Source organism: Streptococcus sp. ALY_211, assembly GCF_058314555.1.
In genome coordinates this window covers 135,545-154,455 of record NZ_JBZFUN010000003.1, presented here as the reverse complement: position 1 = coordinate 154,455, position 18,911 = coordinate 135,545, and the positions used below count along the sequence as shown (strand labels likewise).

Genomic DNA, 18,911 nt, shown 5'->3' with positions numbered 1-18,911 from the left:
TCATCCCAAGTAGTTTTTTAGAATATTCTTTTCTCGAGTATTTAATTGTCGATATTCTCCAGATTTCAAGTCACCAAGCTCCAAGCCTCCAAAACTGATCCGTTTGAGCGTTGTTACTTTTACTCCATAAGCTAAAAACATCTTTTTCACTTGGTGGAACTTTCCTTCTGATACCGTAACCTCTGCCTTTGATAATTCTGGATGGCTGGATAAAATCCTAAGATTAGCTGGCTTGGTCCTAGTACCATCTAAAAAGATTATTCCCCTTGCAAAGAAATCCTCAGCATCTGAAAGTAAGGGACCATTGACTTCAACATAGTAGGTTTTATCAACATGATACTGGGGATGAAGCATTCGATAGCCTAGAGGACCGTTAGTTGTCAGCAATAAAAGCCCCTGTGTATCACGATCCAAACGACCGACGGGGTAGAGTCCTTGTCTTTGATCTTCTTTGGCAATCAAATCAATGACTGTCCGATGGTTCTTATCACTGACAGCACTCACAACACCTGAGGGCTTATTGAGTAAGTAATAACTTTCTGCCTCGTAGTCAACTTGCCTCTTCCCTACTCTTACTACCTGCAAGCCCGGATCAGCATTTTGACTATCATCGCGGACTAATTGACCATCTATGGTTACCTGCTGGCTCCGTATAAGCTTTTTAACAGCATTTTTAGATCCATAGCCAGCTAAACCTAAGAGCTTATCAATTCGCATAAGTGGATGGTAGTAAGCTGGCAGCAGCTCTATCTAGGATGAGGACGACATCTGGATGAGTTTGTAAGATACTACCTGGGACATCTAGCTTTATAGGCCCACAGACAGTATCAACTATGGCTCTGGCTTTTTCCTCACCGTAGGCAAAAAGAATGATTTTTTTAGCCGATAGAATCGAACTAATCCCCATAGAAATAGCTTGACGGGGAACCTGGTCAGAATTGACAAAAAAACGGCTATTGGCCTGAATTGTACTCTCTGTCAAATCAACGACATGGGTCTGACTATCAAATGGGGTCCCCGGTTCGTTAAAGCCAATATGACCATTGCGACCAATTCCCAATATCTGGATATCTATCCCTAGTCTTCTTACTTGCTTCTCATAGGACTTTACTTCCAGGTCTAAATCCTCAGCCATACCATTGGGGAGATAGCTAGCTTTGAAGGGTTTTGCCCTAAACAAATGGGTCTGCATAAAATGGTGGTAGGATTGTGGATGATCTGCTGGTAGACCAACGTATTCATCAAGATTAATGGAAGTCAGTTTTGAAAAATCGAGATCACTAGCGACTAACTCTTGATAAAAAGCCAGCGGAGAACTGCCTGTGGCTAGGCCTATTGTTTTAGCCCCTTGCTTCATTGCTAGACTCAAGATATCTTTGGCTAGCCTTGCGCCTTCTAGTTGATTGTCTACTGTCTTAATTAACATGGGATTCCTTCTTTCTTCTCGCTAAGGTTCGCTTATCCATGTAGCTTGCTTCATGCCAATTATACCACGTCATGGACTATAGCAAAAGGTGATTGATTCTAGGAGTCATGGTATAATGAGAATGCTAAATAAAGGAGAACTATGACACAGATGAATACTAATGATTTTGATTTTAACCTTCCTGAAGAGCTCATTGCCCAAACACCCTTAAAAGAGCGAGATCACTCTAGATTACTGGTTATCGACAAGGAAAAGCATACGATGGTGGATAGCTACTTTGATCATATTATTGACGAGCTAAATCCTGGTGACGCCTTAGTCATGAATAACACCCGTGTCCTTCCAGCTCGTCTCTACGGAGAAAAGCCTGAAACTCACGGCCATGTGGAATTCCTCTTACTTAAAAATATCGATGGAGATCAGTGGGAAGTGCTAGCAAAACCTGCGAAACGACTTCGCCTTGGTAGCACTGTCAGCTTTGGTGATGGCAGACTGAAAGCTACTATTACTCAAGAGCTTGAGCATGGTGGTCGCGTTGTTGAATTTCATTATGATGGTATTTTCCTTGAAGTCTTAGAAAGTTTAGGAGAAATGCCACTACCTCCTTATATTCATGAAAAATTGGACGATCGTGAGCGCTACCAGACCGTTTATGCTAAAGAAAATGGATCTGCTGCTGCTCCAACAGCTGGACTTCATTTTACCAAGGAGCTCTTGAAAAAAATTGAAGATAAGGGTGTGAAACTGCTTTATCTCACCTTGCATGTTGGGCTAGGAACTTTTCGACCTGTCTCTGTTGATAATATCGAAGAGCATGATATGCACTCTGAATTCTATAGTCTCTCAGAAGAAGCTGCTCAGGTCCTACGTGACACCAAGAAAGCTGGAGGACGTATAGTGGCTGTTGGAACGACATCTATCCGGACCTTAGAAACCATCGGTAATAAATTTGGTGGTGAGATTCAAGCCGACTCAGGTTGGACCAACATCTTTATCAAACCCGGTTACACCTTCAAAGTCGTCGATGCCTTTTCTACTAATTTTCACCTTCCAAAATCAACACTGGTGATGCTCGTATCAGCTTTTGCTGGACGAGAATTTGTCCTTGAGTCTTACAAGCATGCTATTGAGCAGGGCTACCGCTTCTTTAGCTTTGGCGATGCTATGTTCGTAAAATAAGTCCTCTCTTTCGTTCTAGCTTCACTCCAGCAATCGTGTTATCGGCAAAAAGCTACTATTTTGTAAAATAAAGAGAAAGGAGTCTGGAATAAAATCCAGACTCGTTAATATTATTCCAGGTTTCACTAGATTGACAGTCTTTATCTCGAGGGGCGTTTCTATTTTTAGGCGTCTCCTTAAACAGTCCAGTGGCTTTTGGCAGTCTGGGATAGACTGCCAAAGCCTGTCACCGAAAAATAGAAAAGCGGCAGAGACCTGAGACTAGAAATAAAAGAGCGATGAAAATCAAAACCGTGATGTGCTCACGGTTTATTGATTTTCATCCCACTCTCTTTTTACTTAATTTTTTTAATTGCCTGCTTAGCTTCTTTAACCATATAAAGGGAACTATTGGCTTGGGCTACTTTCTTATAGAATTTCTTGGCTTCATCTTTTTTGTGATTTAGAGAGGCATTTTCTGCTTGCAGGTAGTCGAGAAGTAATTGGTCCAATTCATGACTTGGAGATAGATTCTCTAAATCATCTTGGACTTCTTGATCGACCAAAATAGCAGACAGAGCCTCAATAATTGCAGCTGTGAAGGCCTTCTCCTTTTCTTCTTGATCGTTTTGGACGACCAGATCATTAATAGCAGACAGGGTCATTTCTTTCTTCGCTTCTTCACCTTCAAAAACCTTGGTAGCAAAGTCAACCAAGTAATAAGTCAACAGCAGGCTTGTGCGCTCTTTAGCAGATACTCTCACCTTGAGAGGTGCGATCATTTCTAGAAATTCTCTAGCTTTTTTGAAGTCACCTTTGAGCCAAGCTAATTGAGCACGGCGAATAATAATACGATCCCAGTTGGTTTGGAACCTAGTGGTTACCAGGGTTTCTTCTTCTAAGACTTCTTGATAGGTTTCGATATCCAATTCTTCTGTCAAGATAGCGGGAGCTTCCTGACGATAGATATTATTTTCTCTGGCATATTGAACGCCTAAAGCTGCTAAGGGCAACAGCGCTGTGAAGCTAAAAGCAGCTCCCATGATATTGTGAGGATTAAACCACCAGTAAGCTAAAGCTGTTAGGAATAAGATAAGAAAAATCAAGAACCAATTTCTTACAACTGTGAGGTAGGTATACATTCTATTTTTGATATCTTCCAGTTGAGCATCGCGGTAAGATGTCATTATTTTCTCCTTCATGATCCAATAGACTTTTAAGTAAGACAGTGACCCTATTATAGCATATCTAAAATCATCTTGAAACTGGAAATTGGAGCTAGTTCATATTGACACGGTGCCACTCATTAATGACATAAGTCAGCATAGCTAGTTGATTGTAACCATAAGAATTGACTTCTGTTGTTTCCTCAGTTGATCCTCCTAGATAGCGGGTATAGATAGCCACTAGATAGGGACTCTTCTCCATAACGATTGCATCCACATTCAAGGCCTCTCCAACATAACCCGGTTTTTGATAAATGGTCAAATCAGATGGCAAGAAGGTTTTATAGTATTCATCTGGGAAGGATTCTCCTATAAACTTAAGGACATCCTTATATTTTTTTTGATGTTTATAAAGGTAATCAAGCAGCTGAATGTAGTAGCTGGTTGTTGTTTTATTGCCTTTGGTTTCAAAGGCAGGTACTTGTTTATTCTTAGATTTACCATAGTGATCAAATTGGCTGTAAGCCTTCTTACGCCCTCCAAGAATAGAGGCCAGACCGTAAGCTGGGGTATTTTCTGAGACAACCAAGGAGCCATACTGCATCTCAGGTATTGTCATGGCACCGCCGTAATTAGCAACATAGGCGTCGTGCTCGCCTTGATATTCATAGTTCAACTTGGTAATGTCAAACTCTTGCTCATAAGTAAACTGTCCCTTATCCACAGCATCAACAACCAACATGTTTAAAGGGAGCTTATAGGTAGAACCAGCCGTCATCAGCTCAGTATCGTTCATTGAAAAGGACTCATTAGTCTTAGGATTTTTGTAAGAAAAGGCAACTTGACTTTCATCAATCCCTTGCTCAGTCATAAAAGCTTTTACCGTATCAACTAAACTGAGTTTGGCATAGTCATAACGAAGTCCAAGAGCATCCATCTCTGGAGCATCTGCTTCCATGACCGCTTGCTTTTCCTTAGCGGACTTATTCCTCGGTACAACTTTATTTTCAGTTCTCTGCTTTTGCTTATTTGCTTGAAGTTCTTGTTTTTGCTGAGTTGTTTCAATTCCATCCTGCAAATAAAAACTGCCCAGAAATCCAAGGACAATCGCTAAAATAATACTCAAAATAATTGTAAGTTTGTTAGACATAATTTACCTCATATCTATTTTAAGTTAAATTAGCTATTTTTCAAGACTTACGGCCTATTTTTTTCATTTTTTTTAAAATATGATTACAATTAGGTGTCTGAGTAAGATCTTATTATGAGATGGATGCCCTTTGCAACTTGAACAAATAAGGACAAAAGAAAAAGCACCTGAGTGCTTTAAACAATATATTATTTAGCAGCTGCGTAAAGTTCAGCAACCTTATTCCAGTTGATGACTTCAAAGAAAGCCTTGATGTAGTTTGGACGAACATTACGGTAGCTAAGATAGTAAGCATGTTCCCAAACATCCAATCCTAAGATTGGCTTTTGACCCTGCATGATTGGCGTATCTTGATTAGCGGTAGAAGTTACTTCAAGATTGCCTTCTGCATTAACAACCAACCAAGCCCATCCAGAACCAAATCGTGTTGTTGCTGCTGTTGTGAAGGCCTCTTTAAAGGCTTCAAATGAACCGAAAGTCTGATTAATAGCTTCAGCTACTTCTGAAGTAATTTCTGTTTTTTCTGGAGACATCAATTCCCAGAAAAGAGCGTGGTTAAGATGACCGCCACCATTGTTGATAACCGCTTGGCGAATGTCGGCTGGAATTGACTCAACATCAGTTAAGAGGGACTCAAGATCCTCACCAATTTCAGGGTGTTTTTCTAAAGCAGCATTGACATTAGCAACGTAAGTGGCGTGGTGCTTATCATGGTGTAGAGTCATTGTTTCAGCGTCGATATATGGCTCCAATGCATCATAAGCATACGGAAGATCTGGTAGAGTAATAGCCATAAGGATTACCTCTTTCTTTTTTCTAATATATAGGCTTATTTTATAGAAAAGCACCTTAATTTTCAAGGAATTAGTCCTATACCTTAGGTCTGGATAAGCATTAAGCATCTACTGCTTGCTGCCAAGATACTAATTTTAAAAGAGCTAGATCAAATAAGTAATCTTTATCAAACCTACCTTGTTTGATATCATAGTCGGTCTGAATGAGTAACTGCAGCGCTTTTTTTAAAAAAGAAAGGGAGAGATTTCTACTATCTCGGATAGCAAACCTGAGTTGATAAGGATTCATCCTTCTTCCTTGTATATCGGATAAGATAGTAAGCATACTGGACTCGTTTCGGCCTTCATGAAATAGTATTTTTACTTGGAGAAAGAGACGAAACTGTCCGACCATTATAGCCAATAGTTTAATATCGTCTTCTCCCTGCATTCTTAGATCACGCACCAATTCCCTAGCTTCCTCAACACGACCATTTAGTATGAATTGGGTCAAATCAAAAATATTATCTTGCAACGTTTTAGGAATAGCCGTTACTACATCTTCTAAGCTAACCAGATCATCCGATTTGTAGCCCTTTAAAAATAAAAGATTTTTTTGAATATCACTAAAATCAAAGTTAGATTTTATCAGTAGTTGTTCAAAAGCCTGTGATTCAAACCTTAATCCTTGAGTGTGGGCAACTTTTTGAAAGTAAGTCTTGATTTCCGCTTCCTTCAGCTCTTTGGCTTCCAAGATTTTAGCATCTCGTTTAAGTAATTTAACAATCCGCCGTTTGCCATCTAGCTTTCCAGGTGCAAATATGATCAGCCGTGTTGTTGCTACAGGGTTTAATAAATAATCTTCTAGCTGCTGTAGCTCCTTATCATTCAGATAAGATTTTTTTGCCGTCGTTAAATCCGCTAAATTATCTAAAATAACAACTTTTTCATCCGAAAAAAAAGGTAAGCTTTCTAAGTCCATCTGGGCATCAGCAAAGCTAGATTCTGGAAAATCAAAATAAGAATAAGTCAGATCACTATTATCAAAACCAATACTTTCAAACAATCGTTGTTTTATCTGACTGTACTGTCCTAAATCCTCTCCACTAACCAGTGTAATCGGAGGAAGTTTTTCCTTGGTTATTGCTGCTACTTCTTCAATTGCTATCATGTTGCCATTATAGCATATTTCTACACAGGTTTTCCCCTATAGCATCAATAAAAAAAGCTTAGCCTTTGGCTAAGCTTTTCTCATTTATTTCAGTCTTTTAAAACTTACAAACAGTATTAAAGATTACCGATATCCTACCCTTGCGGTGGATTTTGTGGATTTTGTGGCATCCCTGCTACTGGATCCATTGGCTGAGGAACTGCTTGTTGAGGCATTCCTTGGAACTGAGAAGGTTGAGCAGCAGCTTGCGGTTGAGCAAAGGAAGGTTGTCCCTGAGGCTGCATAGGTTGCTGTTGGGGCATTGCTTGCGTTGGCGCTAACGGCCTAGCACCAGGTGCTGCCATTGTGCCATTTGGCATTACTGGAGTCACTTGAGGTTGAGCTTGTACATAAGTAGGAACAGCTGGCTTCACCGCTTTTTCACGGCTTGGAAAAGCGCAGAGAACTACTGCCGGTGCCATAGCAATACCCGCAAGGATAAACCATAGCAAAGCGGCTGATGGAGTAAGAACTGCCACGAGACCGCAAATGTAGGAAGCCACAAATAAAAAGCTAAAAGTCCAATGAAAAGCGGCATCTTTGAGGCGACGAATAGCCACTGTAAGACCAGGTAAAATATGGGCAAGTTCTAATAGAACCCAAACCACTATCACAAAAATAATGCCTGGGGACAAATTAGACCATATAGTTAGACCTTCATCTGAAAGAGCAGCCTCTTTCAACTCTTCTTGTCTTCTGAAGAATGGTAACAGCAATGAAAGCAATAGCATTAGATAAAAACTAATTCGGAAAATACTAATGATTAAAAATGGCCACCAAAATTCCGAGCGTTTTGATCGACTTTTAAAGTCCAACATGTTCTTCCAATATTGAGAATAAGCTGTAAACATAATGATCTCCTAAATAAAATAGATGTTCATAGAATAGCATAATTCACCATTAAATTCAATCTTATAGCAATCCTATTAAAAAATACTTATCCATTAATCCCTTCTAACCGTTTGAATTCGCCACTGTCGCCAACCGATAAGACGAATGGCACCTTGTTGATCTGTACGATAAATATGACTTCCAACTGCTTGCAAACGCTTTAGAGTCTCTTGGTTTGGGTGATGGTATCGATTATCCTTACCTACAGATATTAATGCAATCTTGGGTGATATTTTATTTAAAAACATCTGACTAGAGGATCCTTTCGATCCATGATGAGCAACCTTTAAGACATCTACCGGTAAATTCGGATAACGAGCCATCAAGGCTTCCTCGCCTGATTTCTCCAAATCTCCTGTCAATAAAAAATGCTGGTTTAGTAGCTTTCCATAAAGGACCACAGAATCATTATTGCTGCCATCTCCCACTTCCCAAGGTGAGAGCACTTGCAAATGGCTCCCCATGATAGGCAACCTGTCACCTGCTCTTAAAATTTTAACAGGAATGTTTAAACGCACCAGTCTCTTTTTAAACGCATGGTCTGTAAGACTACCTGGACTTACTAGAAATTCCTTCACTTTTATTTCCTTTGCTAAATCATCTATATCTCCTGTGTGATCACTGTCACTATGCGTTAGTAAAACCTGATCTAACTGAGAAATTCCTCTGCTCTTTAGATAAGGAATTAGGGTTTTAGAAGCATTACTGGACAACTGGCGCTTCCTCCAGGGCTCTTGTTTCTTAAGCTCTGGTCGTCCTCCTGTATCAACTAGAAGGGTCTTCCCCCAGCTATCTCTGATCAATAAACTATCTCCCTGTCCTACATCAATCATAGTAACCTCATTCGTTAAAGGGTGCTTAACACTTATAAAAACGAGACCAACTAAAAATAATAAAAGCCAACGTACTAACTTTTTCGACCATAATTCGTATAAAACAGACAGTAATCCTATCAAAACTATTAAAATAAATGGGCTTGGTTTACCTATTATCCACGGTTTAATCAAAAAAGAGGATAAGAAACCAATGATTTTCTCCAACCAAACAAATAATCCATTAAAAATATCCATAGATAATAAAGGACGCAGGAAAAAGGCCGACAATAATAATGGTAACAGCACGTAATCAAATAATAAGGAAAATACTAGTGTTAGGATAATAGAAAAAGGCTGAAAGGTACTGAATACAAATGTTAATAACGGTAAAGTTCCCATAGATAATTTAGCGCCTTCACGAATTTGTTCAAAAAAATTTACCAGATAATTTGTGTTCAAAATAGCCATCAAAAAAGCAAAAGCATAAGTCAGGACACCAGCAACTGTCATCAAGAAGTAAGGCTGAATGAAAAACATCACACCTATACTCAAGGATAAATTATTGAGTCCTTTAATATTAAATCTCCTGAACATAGCCTGAAGCAGGCTACGGATAACTGAGACCGCAAATCCTGTCATAGCAGCATAAAAAACTGAAAAAACCACTTGGCTATAGTCAACCCAGTCGTCTCGTAATCCTATACGCAGCAAGGATCTACGAAATAAGGCGATAAAAAATCCTACCTGCATCCCTGAAAGGGCGAACAAATGAACAATACCTAGATCTCTGTACTGCTCCTTGATCGAATCAAAAGAGCTATCTAATTCCCCTAGTAAGAGACCCGTCATGTAGTTTGACATTGGTTTTGGAAAAGATTGCTGACAATATAAAAGCGCCTGTCGTCTTAATTTGTGTAACCGTTCAAAATTACTCAGGCGCTTGGGTCGAGTGACCTTATTTATACGAGTAATCGTTATTACCCTGTCAATTCCTTGATAATAGAGGTAGGAGCGATAATTAAAGCCATTAAAGTTTCTAATCGGACTTGCTTCCTCCACCTCACTAGAAATTTGCAAATCTAAAGGGGTATCTAATTTTTCAAAAAAGTTCTTTTGCTCTCGATTCTCTAACTGATAATACACCTGGTAACGTCGATTTCCAGTCTGTCCAAGAAAACTAAGCTGATCACCGTTGATACGAATCGTATCTGGAATAATTCTTATATCATTGACTATTTCTGGTGCCGTCTGATAATGCTGAATTCTGTAGTGATGATAGCCATACCATGCGCCTATAAAAGCGAACCAAATGATGAGGATCCTACTAGCTGATTTTAATGATAACTGTCTAAACAAAAACCAAACAAGACCTATGATTAAAACCAGTAGGAAATGATAACCCACTATAATATAATAACAAGTCACAATAGCTAGAATAGCCAAATAAATCGGCTGAATTTTAAGGTTGGTTATCACACCGTTACCTCATCTTTGATCTTTTCGAAGGTTTTATCACCGATGCCTGAAATATTTTTTAATTCTTCTACCTGAGTGAAGCCACCCTTTTCTTCTCGATAGTTAATGATATCTTGAGCTCGTTTTTCCCCGATACCTGGGATAGTCTGTAGTTCTTGTGCTGTTGCAGTATTTAGATTGACCTTTTCCTTATCACTACTGCTCCCAGGTTCTCCTGAATGTTGAGAACCAGACTGATCTTGTGAGGGCAAGGCTACTTCTTCTCCTATTTTTGCGACATAAATAACAGCTTCGTCCTCTAATTTTTGAGCTAAATTGACAGACCTTTTATCCGCCTCTTTTGTAAATCCTCCCGCCTTGGCAATCGCATCTGTTACTCGACTCTCTGATGGTAATTTATAGACACCCTCATGCTTTACTGCTCCTTTAACATCAACCACAATATCCATCCCCTGTTTACTGCTAGAATTAGCAGCTAGACTAGAACTCGCTGTTGGTATAGAAGACAAACTTGTCAAACTTTCCGAATTTTTATGGCTACCAAGATTACTTGCCATTCCCATTAATAAAACCACAACCAAGCCTAAGAGTATTAGAAGTATTTTACGCTCTTTTAACCAATCAATCCATTCTCTGATCATTTTAAATTACCCCCAAAATAAGAGTCAGCAGACCCAGTAATAGCAAGACCAAACTTAAAAATAGAGATTCATTTTTCATAGATCTTATCCTCTAATTATCTATCCGTAAAAAATAAAAAAAATTAGGAGCAAGCTCCTAATTTTTTTATCATAGATAAAGCCAAAATGATTCAGAGGCTACTCCTATTATTTGAGATGCTTTTCTGGATTCCAAATAAAACTTGCTAAAAAGCTAAATAAGAGCGTCAACAGAATCAATACTATTGCAAGGATCCCTAAGGGAAGACGATAAATATAGGTCAAGGGATTGAGCTTTTTGTGGCTATTATAAATTTCATTTTCCTTATCTAATTGTTCAAAGGCCTGGTTAATCCGATCAGCGATGGTCTCAATCCCTTCATCGTTTAGACGTTTAACATCAGATATATCTATAGCAGGACCAAAGTTCATATCGATCCGCTCACCCTTCAATAAGCCAGATAAAGATCTAGGACCGCTGTAAACTGCTGGTTGAATCTTAACTTTGGCCATCTTAGCAATGACAGCAACTCCCCCTTTTACATCATTAGAGTGACGACTACCACTCGGGAACATAATCAAAGATCGTTGGCTATTTTTTAACATCTTAACTGGATACTTGATAGCCTCCTGCCCTGGATTCTCACGATCGATCGGAAAAGCCCCGCACATGCGAATCCACCAGCCAAAAATTCTATTTTTGAAAAGTTCTTTTTTGGCCATAAAGATAAATTGTTTTGGCTTGGTTGCAAAAGCCAAATAAACAGGATCCCAAAAAGTCCGATGAGGAGATACCAAAATATAGTTATCTTTAGCATGGCGGATATTATCACGATTATGATAATGCGCATTACCGTTGATGACCCAAAGCAAAAAAGAAACTAGACCACGCAAATAGGCATAAAACATCTCTAATATCCTCCTATTTCACTAACTCAGGATCAAAGTCATAGAACCCTGTGTCAAGATTTCGATTGATGGGGTGGAGCTCATGGATGGCCTTATCAAAATTTTCAGCCTTTTCTTTGCTCCACTGTTCTGCCATGAGGAGATCACGCGCCTCGACAAAATACTTGACAATAGCTAAAAAATTATCGCCAGGCGAGTAAATCCCATCTAACTTCCAGTGAGTGTAGCCATGCGCTGTCAACTCATCTAAGTGCATCATCATATCAATATCGTTGTTAGCAAAAATATGGGTGCCATGATTATCCTCATAGATGGAATAATGAGAATTCCCATCATTTGGTTCTGCTAAAAAAAGGTCACGTTGACGAGATTTTTCGTCGTCTATATGGGTAAAGTTGTAGTAATTTTGCAGTAAAGGGCGCTTAGAGTGATGAATGACACTCGCTCCATAGACAAGGATCTCTGCTGGTATTTCCAAATTTTCCGCCATTGCAAATAATTCGGCAGAAGGAATTTCTCGAGCCAATACAGCTTCCTTAACACCACCAACCTTACCCCAAAAGTTAATCTGACGGCTAGAGGTTACCATGGTCGAGGCATCGTAGATGATCTTAAAGGGACGCTCGTCTCTCTGGCAAATATAGATCACTCCAGCATCTCCTACTGTGATATAGTCAGCACCAATTTGCTCTAGGAAATCTAAATATTCTGGTAGGGCATCCATCATTCCCTGGTGCATCAAGGCGTTAACTGCTATGGTCACCTCCTTGCCTGCAGCATGTGCCAAATCAGCAATTTCTCGTAATTCTTTATCTGAAAATGTTTTAGGAAGGCGAAGGCCAAAAGCCTTCTCACCTATATAAATGCGGTCAATGCCGATTTCTAATAATTGTTTAGCCTGTTGTACACTGTCTGCTGTTGCTGTTATAATAATGTCTTCCATAATGTCATTATTATAGCAAATTTTACCCCAATTATCAGGCCTCCGTCAGCTTGATTATTAAAATTATCTAATTTTCCTTTCAATTCTAGCAAATTTTGTGAAATCTACTGACAGGATTCAATTTTTATGATAGAATTATCCAGAAATAAGGAATGGTGTGCATCATTCTTAGAACATTTTATAATCTTTTCTGACCTCTAAATCGGCTAAGATATTAAAATCTAAAGCGAAAGGAGTCTTGTATATGTCTGCCCAAGGCCAACGCGATTATCGTATACTAGACGATCAAGATCGCTATATCCATCAAGACCAAGCCAATCAACCTAGTTATCAAGAATTTTACGAAGTCGATACGCAAAGTGCTAAATTAAGAGAGTTACTCTTTTTTGCTCGTATCACACTCTTTTGCATCTCATCAGTACTACTAAGCTTTCTCTTTTTAAGTCTTGGTCTCGGTACTTTAGTAGCCTTTACACTGGCTATTCTCTTGTCTGTCGCTATCACTTCTACGGTAGCTACATTTATCTTATCTATGAAAAAATAAAAAAAGAAGCCTTTAAAGGCTTCTTTTTTTATTATCTAGTCATCTGTCTCTTCTTTTTTTACAGCCTCGTAGTCGATAATAATATCGCTGTTATCTGCTTCTTCTAGCGCTGTTTCCACTTCTTGCGATGGGACTTCTTGATCTTTCTTGGAAGTGATTTTTTGCCTTAAATTTTGCGCATGATTTGTTGCAAGGCTGCTTGCTTGTAGCACTTTTTCTTTTGCAGCTGCCACCAGATCATCTGCTGTTAGCTCACCTGTTTCAATTTTTTCTTTGTAGCTTTGGAAAGTATGACTAGCCAGATCTCCAGCTTCTGCAAATTTTTGCTTGGCCAGATGATGGTAGGCTTGAGGGTTTTCTTTATAGTCTTGGGCTAATTCTATGCTTTTGGCTTTGATTTCCTTACCTTTTTGAGTTGATAAGGCATAGCCTAGAGCTGCTCCTGCAGCTACTCCTGTTACCAATGTTTTAATAACTTTTCCCATACCGCTATCTCCTTTTTTTCTTAAATAATTTACTAGCAAAGCGTAGAGCTGTTGCAGCTGTTCCTACTTTGGCTGCTCCTGAGCCAACATTTGTTGCTTTCTTTCCTAGACCACGTGCTTGAGTATTTAAATCTGACACACTGAGGGAGAGATCCGCAACCGCCTCAAAGAGGGGATCAATAGTCGCTACTTTGCCATTGATATCATCAACTAAAATATTAGCTTTCGCTACTAATTCATTCGTTTGGTGCAAGGTGACATCTAGATCTGATGTCAAAACATTAATGGTTCGCTTAGTATCATCTAAGGTTTGAGTTAATTTATTAAGAAAAATAATAAGATAGATAACCAAAGCAATAAAAGCCAAGGCAATCAATAATACTGAAATTTCGATCATGTGTTACTCCTTTATATTTTTTGGTGACGATGGATGACTATAAAAGGGTTGTTTTAGACTTTTTCGACCATAAACTGTCAAACTAAGCCCTAGCAAAATGAGTAATAGAGACAGCCATTGGGAGACGCGTAGACTACCTAGCATTAAACTATCTGTACGTAATCCTTCAATGACAAAGCGGCCTGATCCATACCAAATAAGATAAAACCACGCAACTTCACCACGTCTTAATAAATTAAGGCGGCGTCTAGCTACCATAATTAGGAGGAAGCCGAGTAAGTTCCATGAAGATTCGTACAAGAAGGTGGGAAGACGATAACTGCCGTCAATGTACATCTGATCTTGGATAAATTTAGGTAGATAATTCAGATGGGCTACTGCCCGTCCGTAAGCCTCTTGGTTGAAAAAATTCCCCCAGCGGCCAAAACTCTGGGCCAGCATGACTCCAGGAGCAGCAATATCTAAAAAATCATAGGCATTGATTTTTCGCTTCCAGGAAAAGATTAGCATAACCAGAGCTCCTGCTATCAGAGCACCATAGATAGCAATCCCTCCTTGCCAAGTAGCTAACACCTCATCAAAGTGATTTTGATAATATTGCCATTCAAAGGCAACATAGTAGAGGCGAGCCCCTAAAATGGCGATAGGAAAGGCAAGGAGCATAAAATCCAGAACATCATCGGAGGTCATTCCCTTGCGAGGGGCTTCCCGTATAGCCAACCAGACTGCTAAAATCATCCCTGTTACAATACAGATACTGTACCAGCGAATCGCTATGGGACCGGATTGAAAAACGATTGGATCAATAACAGCTGCCATCAGTCAGCACCATTTTCTGTGATCAGATTGGTTAGGCGGTCCTCAAAGGTCTTGGTAGCATCAAAGCCCATCTGCTTAGCCCGATGGTTCATGGCTGCCGCTTCGATAACAACTGAGACATTACGACCAGTTTTAACGGGAATGCGAACTCTAGGAATTTTAACTCCTTGCAGTTCAATTTCCTCATTGCCATTTCCTAGACGGTCAAATTCCTTACCTTGCTCAAAATTTTCTAGATAAATAGAGAGCTGTACTTGAGAAGAATTCCTAACAGCACTGGCTCCGTAGAGGCTCATGATATCGATAATCCCAACCCCACGAATTTCTAACAGATGGCGTAAAATCTCAGCTGGTTCCCCCCATAAAGTCTCTTCGTCTTTGGCATAAATATCCACACGATCATCTGCAACCAAACGGTGACCACGTTTGACCAGCTCTAATCCAGTCTCGCTCTTGCCGATACCTGAGTCACCTTGGATAAGTACTCCCATACCGTAAATATCAACCAGAACACCATGGACACTCGTTCGTTCTGCTAAGCATGAATTAAGATACCAGGACATCTCACCAGCAATGCTAGAAGTCGCTTGATGAGATTGAAAAATGGGAGTATCCTCTTCTTCTGCAGCTTTAAGCATCTCCTGTGGAATCTCTAGATCACGTGCGACAACCAAGGCAGGTGTTTCGGAGCGAAAGATTGCTTTGAGAACTGAATAACGGTTATGAGAAGTCATGGCCATCATATAAGACCATTCTTTCATCCCCATAAGCTGGACACGCTCAGGTGCATAGTAATCAAAGTAACCTGTCAGCTCTAAACCTGGACGAGAAATATCTGACGTGGTGATTTCCTTTGTTAAATGTTCTGGCTTAGTAAAAACAGCTTCTAGCTTAACTTTCTTAGCTAGCATGTCAACAGTAACTGTCATAAGCACTCTCATTTCTTTTTTAATAGGCTTATTATAACACAATTTTTATAGCCTCAATGTCCATGGAACCCCTGAAAAAGAAATTTTTTAAGATGTCTACGAAATAATCAGCCTAGAGGCTGATGTCCTTTGTTGCTAGAGGTAGTATAATACTTATAGAGTTAGGAAAGTAGGGGTAACAGGACCTTCTTTTCAACTACTGCTTAGCAAGAGAGGCGGAAGTTATGACTGAATTCTATAAATTACGGCGTGGTCGTCTTATCTGTGGTGTTTTAGCAGGTATCGCAGATAAGTTTGGCTGGGATATTGTTATTGTTCGTGTTTTATATGTTATTTTTGCATTTATTACAGATGGCTTTGCGATCCTTCTCTATCTCTTGCTGGCTATACTCCTTCCTTACAAGGATACTAAGAGTACTAGTCACTATCAGGATAGCCATCGGCGTCGCAAAGATGCAGATGTTATTGATGTTGACTAACTATGTTATTTTCTTTCCCATTATTTAAGTTCTAAAAGGGCGATCCAGTTGGGTCGCCCTTTTAGAACTTAAAAACAAAATTGTCCCTTCAACTAACCTTCCTTATACAAGATTAGCTTGCCTTGGCATCTGCCACAACGAAATTTATTCGTATTGACTCTTCTCTGACGTTGGTAGGTCTGGGTGCAGGATTGACAGATATAGTGGTACTTATAACTTTGTAGCCTCTTAGGAGCATAGCGTAAGCCCTCCACCTCTTTCAACAATCGTTTGAAATCCGTGTCAGTATGCTTATAACCTTCACCTGCAAAATAGAGATGATAATGACAAAGTTCATGTCGGACAATACCACGAAAAATAGTTTTATCAAACTCCTCGTACATAGCGGGATTAAAATCAATATGACCATCCTTTGGAAAAAAGCGGCCTCCAGTCGAACGTAGACGAGGATTCCAAACAGCCCAATGATTAAAAGGAAGACCGAAATCTTCCCTTGAAATACGTTTTACATAGTCATTAAGATTCACGAGGGGCCACCAATGATAAATTAAGTTTTTCGTGGTCGACATCAACTTTAGAAACCCAGACTGTCACGATATCACCGACTGAAACGATCTGGCTGGGATGTTTGACAAAGGTCTTGGACATTTCTGAAATATGAATAAGACCGTCCTCATGTACACCAACGTCTACGAAAGCTCCAAAGTCTACAACATTGCGGACTGTTCCTTCCAATTTTTGACCGATTTTAAGATCCTTGAGATCTAAAACATCTTGACGAAGGGTTGGTGCCTCAAAATCATCACGTAAATCACGACCAGGCTTAAGTAGATCAGCAATAATATCTTTAAGCGTTTCTTGACCAATAGTTAAGTCTTTGGCTGTCTGGGCAATATCGATATGACTCAATTTTGTCTTAGCTTCTTCATTTAGGTCTACGATTCCAAGACGTTGAAATAGCTCCTTGACCGCCGGATAAGACTCTGGGTGGACTCCTGTGTTGTCTAAGATATTTTTGGAATCAGGAATCCGCAAGAAACCAGCTGACTGCTCAAAGGCCTTGTCCCCTAAACGGGGGACTTTTTTAATCTCTTGCCTAGAGGTTAGTTGCCCATTTTCTTCACGATATTTGACAATGTTTTCTGAAATTGTCTTATTAAGTCCAGCGACGTGACTCAATAAGGCTGGACTAGCTGTATTAACATTGACGCCAACTTGGTTCACCACAGTTTCAACGACAAAGTCCAAATTCTCAGATAGTTTTTTCTGACTAACATCATGCTGATATTGACCAACACCAATAGACTTAGGATCAATTTTCACTAGCTCAGCCAGAGGATCTTGTAAGCGACGGGCAATGGAGATGGCCGAACGCTTTTCTACTGTCAACTCAGGAAACTCTTGACGGGCTAGCTCAGACGCAGAATAAACAGAAGCTCCACTCTCATTGACAATAATATAAGATACCTCTGGAAAATCTTGAAGCACTTCTGCGACAAAAGCTTCACTTTCACGGCTGGCAGTCCCATTTCCAATAGCAATGATTTCTACCTTGAAACTATGAAGAAGCTCCGCAAGTTCCTTTTTACTGGCTGCAATCTTAGCCTGACTGGCAGGGGGAACAGGGTAGATAACATGAGTCGTGAGAAGCTTACCTGTTTCATCCACTACAGCTAGTTTGGCACCTGTCCGAAAAGCAGGATCAAATCCTAAAACCACTTTTCCTTTCAAAGGAGAGACCAAGAGGAGATGACGGAGATTTTCGGAGAAAAGTTGAATAGCACCGTCCTCTGCTTTTTCGGTTAACTCTGTTCGAATTCGACGCTCCATGGCAGGAATAATTTTCGTCTTAGCCGTTTTTGTGATGGCTTCGTCAATATAAGCATTTCTTACCTTGAAGCGTGCTTGATAAAAACGCATAATCTTGTCTAGATTGTGCTCAAATCCAACCTTTAGAACACCTTGTTTTTCTCCACGATTGAGCGCTAAAACTCGGTAACCTTGAATGTCCTTTACCTTTTCAGAAAAATCATAGTAAATTTGATAAATTGATTTTTCATCTAGGGTTTGGTCTTTTAGAATGGATACCAATGAGCTATAGTTCCAGATTTCATTATAGGTCCAGGAACGCAAGCGATTATCCTCTGATAGTACTTCTATAAGAATATCTACAGCACCTGATATGGCTTTTTGTACAGTTGGAAAGGCCTGGCTAGTCATGCTAGCAGCCTTAGCTTCTAGATCGCTGGCATTTTGCAATAGTAAACGAGTCAACTCTGCTAACCCTGCTTCACGCGCCACTGTCGCCTTGGTTCGGCGTTTTTCCTTATAAGGGAGATAGAGTTCTTCAACCTCAGCTAATTTTTCAGCAGTCTCAATAGCTTTTTTGAGCTCGGGCGTCAGTTTCCCCTGCTCCTCAATCTTAGCTAAAACCGCCTCTTTTCGGTCAGACAAAGCTGTCAGAGACTTGTCCGTATCAATAATAGATTTGATCACCACTTCATCTAGATTGCCTGTCATTTCCTTACGGTAACGTGCTATAAATGGAATGGTATTGCCTTCTTGGGTCAAGTTCAAAACTGATTGAACCTGATCCATCTTAATGCCCAAATTCTGAGCAATCACTCTTATATTTGAATTTTCCATAATGCCTTCATTATACCATAAGATCTAACAAGCGCT

At 39.8% G+C, this 18,911-nt stretch carries 20 protein-coding genes; 3 read left to right on the top strand and 17 right to left on the bottom strand.

The genetic code is table 11. The annotated features are described in order from the left end of the window. Both AC4HAJ_RS04040 and nagB read right to left on the bottom strand, forming a co-directional pair. Entirely contained in the window at positions 1 to 717 is a 717-nt protein-coding gene (locus AC4HAJ_RS04040) for a pseudouridine synthase (protein WP_491078878.1), read from the bottom strand. Beyond that, the gene (gene nagB / locus AC4HAJ_RS04035) at positions 707 to 1,426 is read right to left on the bottom strand and encodes a glucosamine-6-phosphate deaminase (protein WP_491078877.1); all 720 of its coding nucleotides are present in this window, start codon (positions 1,424 to 1,426) and stop codon (positions 707 to 709) included. The genes AC4HAJ_RS04040 and nagB overlap by 11 nt, the downstream gene beginning before the upstream one ends. Positions 1,427 to 1,576: 150 nt before the next feature. On the opposite strand from nagB, the gene queA reads away from it, so the two are divergent. After that, positions 1,577 to 2,605, top strand: a complete 1,029-nt coding sequence (queA, locus tag AC4HAJ_RS04030; protein ID WP_491078966.1) for a tRNA preQ1(34) S-adenosylmethionine ribosyltransferase-isomerase QueA — start codon at positions 1,577 to 1,579, stop codon at positions 2,603 to 2,605. A gap of 335 nt (positions 2,606 to 2,940) precedes the next feature. Here the strand turns inward: queA and AC4HAJ_RS04025 are convergent, their stop codons facing one another. The 9 genes from AC4HAJ_RS04025 to AC4HAJ_RS03985 all read right to left on the bottom strand — a co-directional run bounded on the left by AC4HAJ_RS04025 (position 2,941) and on the right by AC4HAJ_RS03985 (position 12,576). Continuing rightward, positions 2,941 to 3,774, bottom strand: a complete 834-nt coding sequence (locus tag AC4HAJ_RS04025) for a hypothetical protein (RefSeq protein WP_491078965.1) — start codon at positions 3,772 to 3,774, stop codon at positions 2,941 to 2,943. An 88-nt stretch (positions 3,775 to 3,862) separates the two neighbouring features. Further along, positions 3,863 to 4,900, bottom strand: a complete 1,038-nt coding sequence (locus AC4HAJ_RS04020) for a serine hydrolase (RefSeq protein WP_491078876.1) — start codon at positions 4,898 to 4,900, stop codon at positions 3,863 to 3,865. A 188-nt stretch (positions 4,901 to 5,088) separates the two neighbouring features. Further along, complete coding sequence (gene sodA, locus AC4HAJ_RS04015) at positions 5,089 to 5,694, bottom strand: superoxide dismutase SodA (protein ID WP_491078875.1); 606 nt, start codon at positions 5,692 to 5,694, stop codon at positions 5,089 to 5,091. A 100-nt stretch (positions 5,695 to 5,794) separates the two neighbouring features. After that, the gene (holA, locus tag AC4HAJ_RS04010; RefSeq protein WP_491078874.1) at positions 5,795 to 6,844 is read right to left on the bottom strand and encodes a DNA polymerase III subunit delta; all 1,050 of its coding nucleotides are present in this window, start codon (positions 6,842 to 6,844) and stop codon (positions 5,795 to 5,797) included. Positions 6,845 to 6,978: 134 nt separating this feature from the next. Then, positions 6,979 to 7,734, bottom strand: coding sequence for a DUF805 domain-containing protein (locus tag AC4HAJ_RS04005; RefSeq protein ID WP_491078873.1), 756 nt, complete (start codon positions 7,732 to 7,734; stop codon positions 6,979 to 6,981). Positions 7,735 to 7,827: 93 nt separating this feature from the next. Continuing rightward, a complete protein-coding gene (locus AC4HAJ_RS04000) occupies positions 7,828 to 10,065 on the bottom strand; it encodes a DNA internalization-related competence protein ComEC/Rec2 (RefSeq protein ID WP_491078872.1) in 2,238 nt (745 codons plus the stop codon). Next, complete coding sequence (locus tag AC4HAJ_RS03995; RefSeq protein WP_491078871.1) at positions 10,062 to 10,706, bottom strand: helix-hairpin-helix domain-containing protein; 645 nt, start codon at positions 10,704 to 10,706, stop codon at positions 10,062 to 10,064. The genes AC4HAJ_RS04000 and AC4HAJ_RS03995 overlap by 4 nt, the downstream gene beginning before the upstream one ends. A gap of 186 nt (positions 10,707 to 10,892) precedes the next feature. Beyond that, on the bottom strand, positions 10,893 to 11,633 hold the full coding sequence (locus AC4HAJ_RS03990; protein WP_491078870.1) for a lysophospholipid acyltransferase family protein: 741 nt from the start codon (positions 11,631 to 11,633) through the stop codon (positions 10,893 to 10,895). A gap of 13 nt (positions 11,634 to 11,646) precedes the next feature. Beyond that, a complete protein-coding gene (locus tag AC4HAJ_RS03985; protein WP_491078869.1) occupies positions 11,647 to 12,576 on the bottom strand; it encodes a peptidase U32 family protein in 930 nt (309 codons plus the stop codon). A gap of 244 nt (positions 12,577 to 12,820) precedes the next feature. Between AC4HAJ_RS03985 and AC4HAJ_RS03980 the strand changes: the two genes are divergently transcribed. Further along, positions 12,821 to 13,120 (top strand): DUF3270 family protein, encoded by a 300-nt coding sequence (locus AC4HAJ_RS03980; protein ID WP_491078868.1) that lies wholly within the window; start codon positions 12,821 to 12,823, stop codon positions 13,118 to 13,120. A 35-nt stretch (positions 13,121 to 13,155) separates the two neighbouring features. Here AC4HAJ_RS03980 and AC4HAJ_RS03975 read toward each other — a convergent pair whose 3' ends face one another. Genes AC4HAJ_RS03975 through hprK form a run of 4 tightly spaced genes read right to left on the bottom strand, consistent with a single transcriptional unit; the run spans position 13,156 to position 15,750 of the window. Beyond that, entirely contained in the window at positions 13,156 to 13,605 is a 450-nt protein-coding gene (locus AC4HAJ_RS03975; protein WP_491078867.1) for a YtxH domain-containing protein, read from the bottom strand. Between the two features lie 4 nt (positions 13,606 to 13,609). Then, a complete protein-coding gene (locus tag AC4HAJ_RS03970; RefSeq protein WP_491078866.1) occupies positions 13,610 to 14,002 on the bottom strand; it encodes a DUF948 domain-containing protein in 393 nt (130 codons plus the stop codon). 3 nt (positions 14,003 to 14,005) lie between these two features. Further along, positions 14,006 to 14,821, bottom strand: coding sequence for a prolipoprotein diacylglyceryl transferase (gene lgt / locus AC4HAJ_RS03965; RefSeq protein WP_491078865.1), 816 nt, complete (start codon positions 14,819 to 14,821; stop codon positions 14,006 to 14,008). Continuing rightward, complete coding sequence (hprK, locus tag AC4HAJ_RS03960; RefSeq protein WP_491078864.1) at positions 14,821 to 15,750, bottom strand: HPr(Ser) kinase/phosphatase; 930 nt, start codon at positions 15,748 to 15,750, stop codon at positions 14,821 to 14,823. Before hprK ends, lgt begins: the two co-directional genes overlap by 1 nt. Before the next feature lie 224 nt (positions 15,751 to 15,974). Between hprK and AC4HAJ_RS03955 the strand changes: the two genes are divergently transcribed. Continuing rightward, positions 15,975 to 16,229 (top strand): PspC domain-containing protein, encoded by a 255-nt coding sequence (locus AC4HAJ_RS03955; RefSeq protein WP_491078863.1) that lies wholly within the window; start codon positions 15,975 to 15,977, stop codon positions 16,227 to 16,229. Between the two features lie 92 nt (positions 16,230 to 16,321). On the opposite strand, the gene AC4HAJ_RS03950 is transcribed toward AC4HAJ_RS03955, so the two are convergent. Continuing rightward, a complete protein-coding gene (locus tag AC4HAJ_RS03950; protein ID WP_491078862.1) occupies positions 16,322 to 16,756 on the bottom strand; it encodes a SprT family protein in 435 nt (144 codons plus the stop codon). Next, positions 16,746 to 18,875, bottom strand: a complete 2,130-nt coding sequence (locus tag AC4HAJ_RS03945) for a Tex family protein (protein ID WP_491078861.1) — start codon at positions 18,873 to 18,875, stop codon at positions 16,746 to 16,748. The genes AC4HAJ_RS03950 and AC4HAJ_RS03945 overlap by 11 nt, the downstream gene beginning before the upstream one ends. Positions 18,876 to 18,911 lie beyond the last annotated feature (36 nt).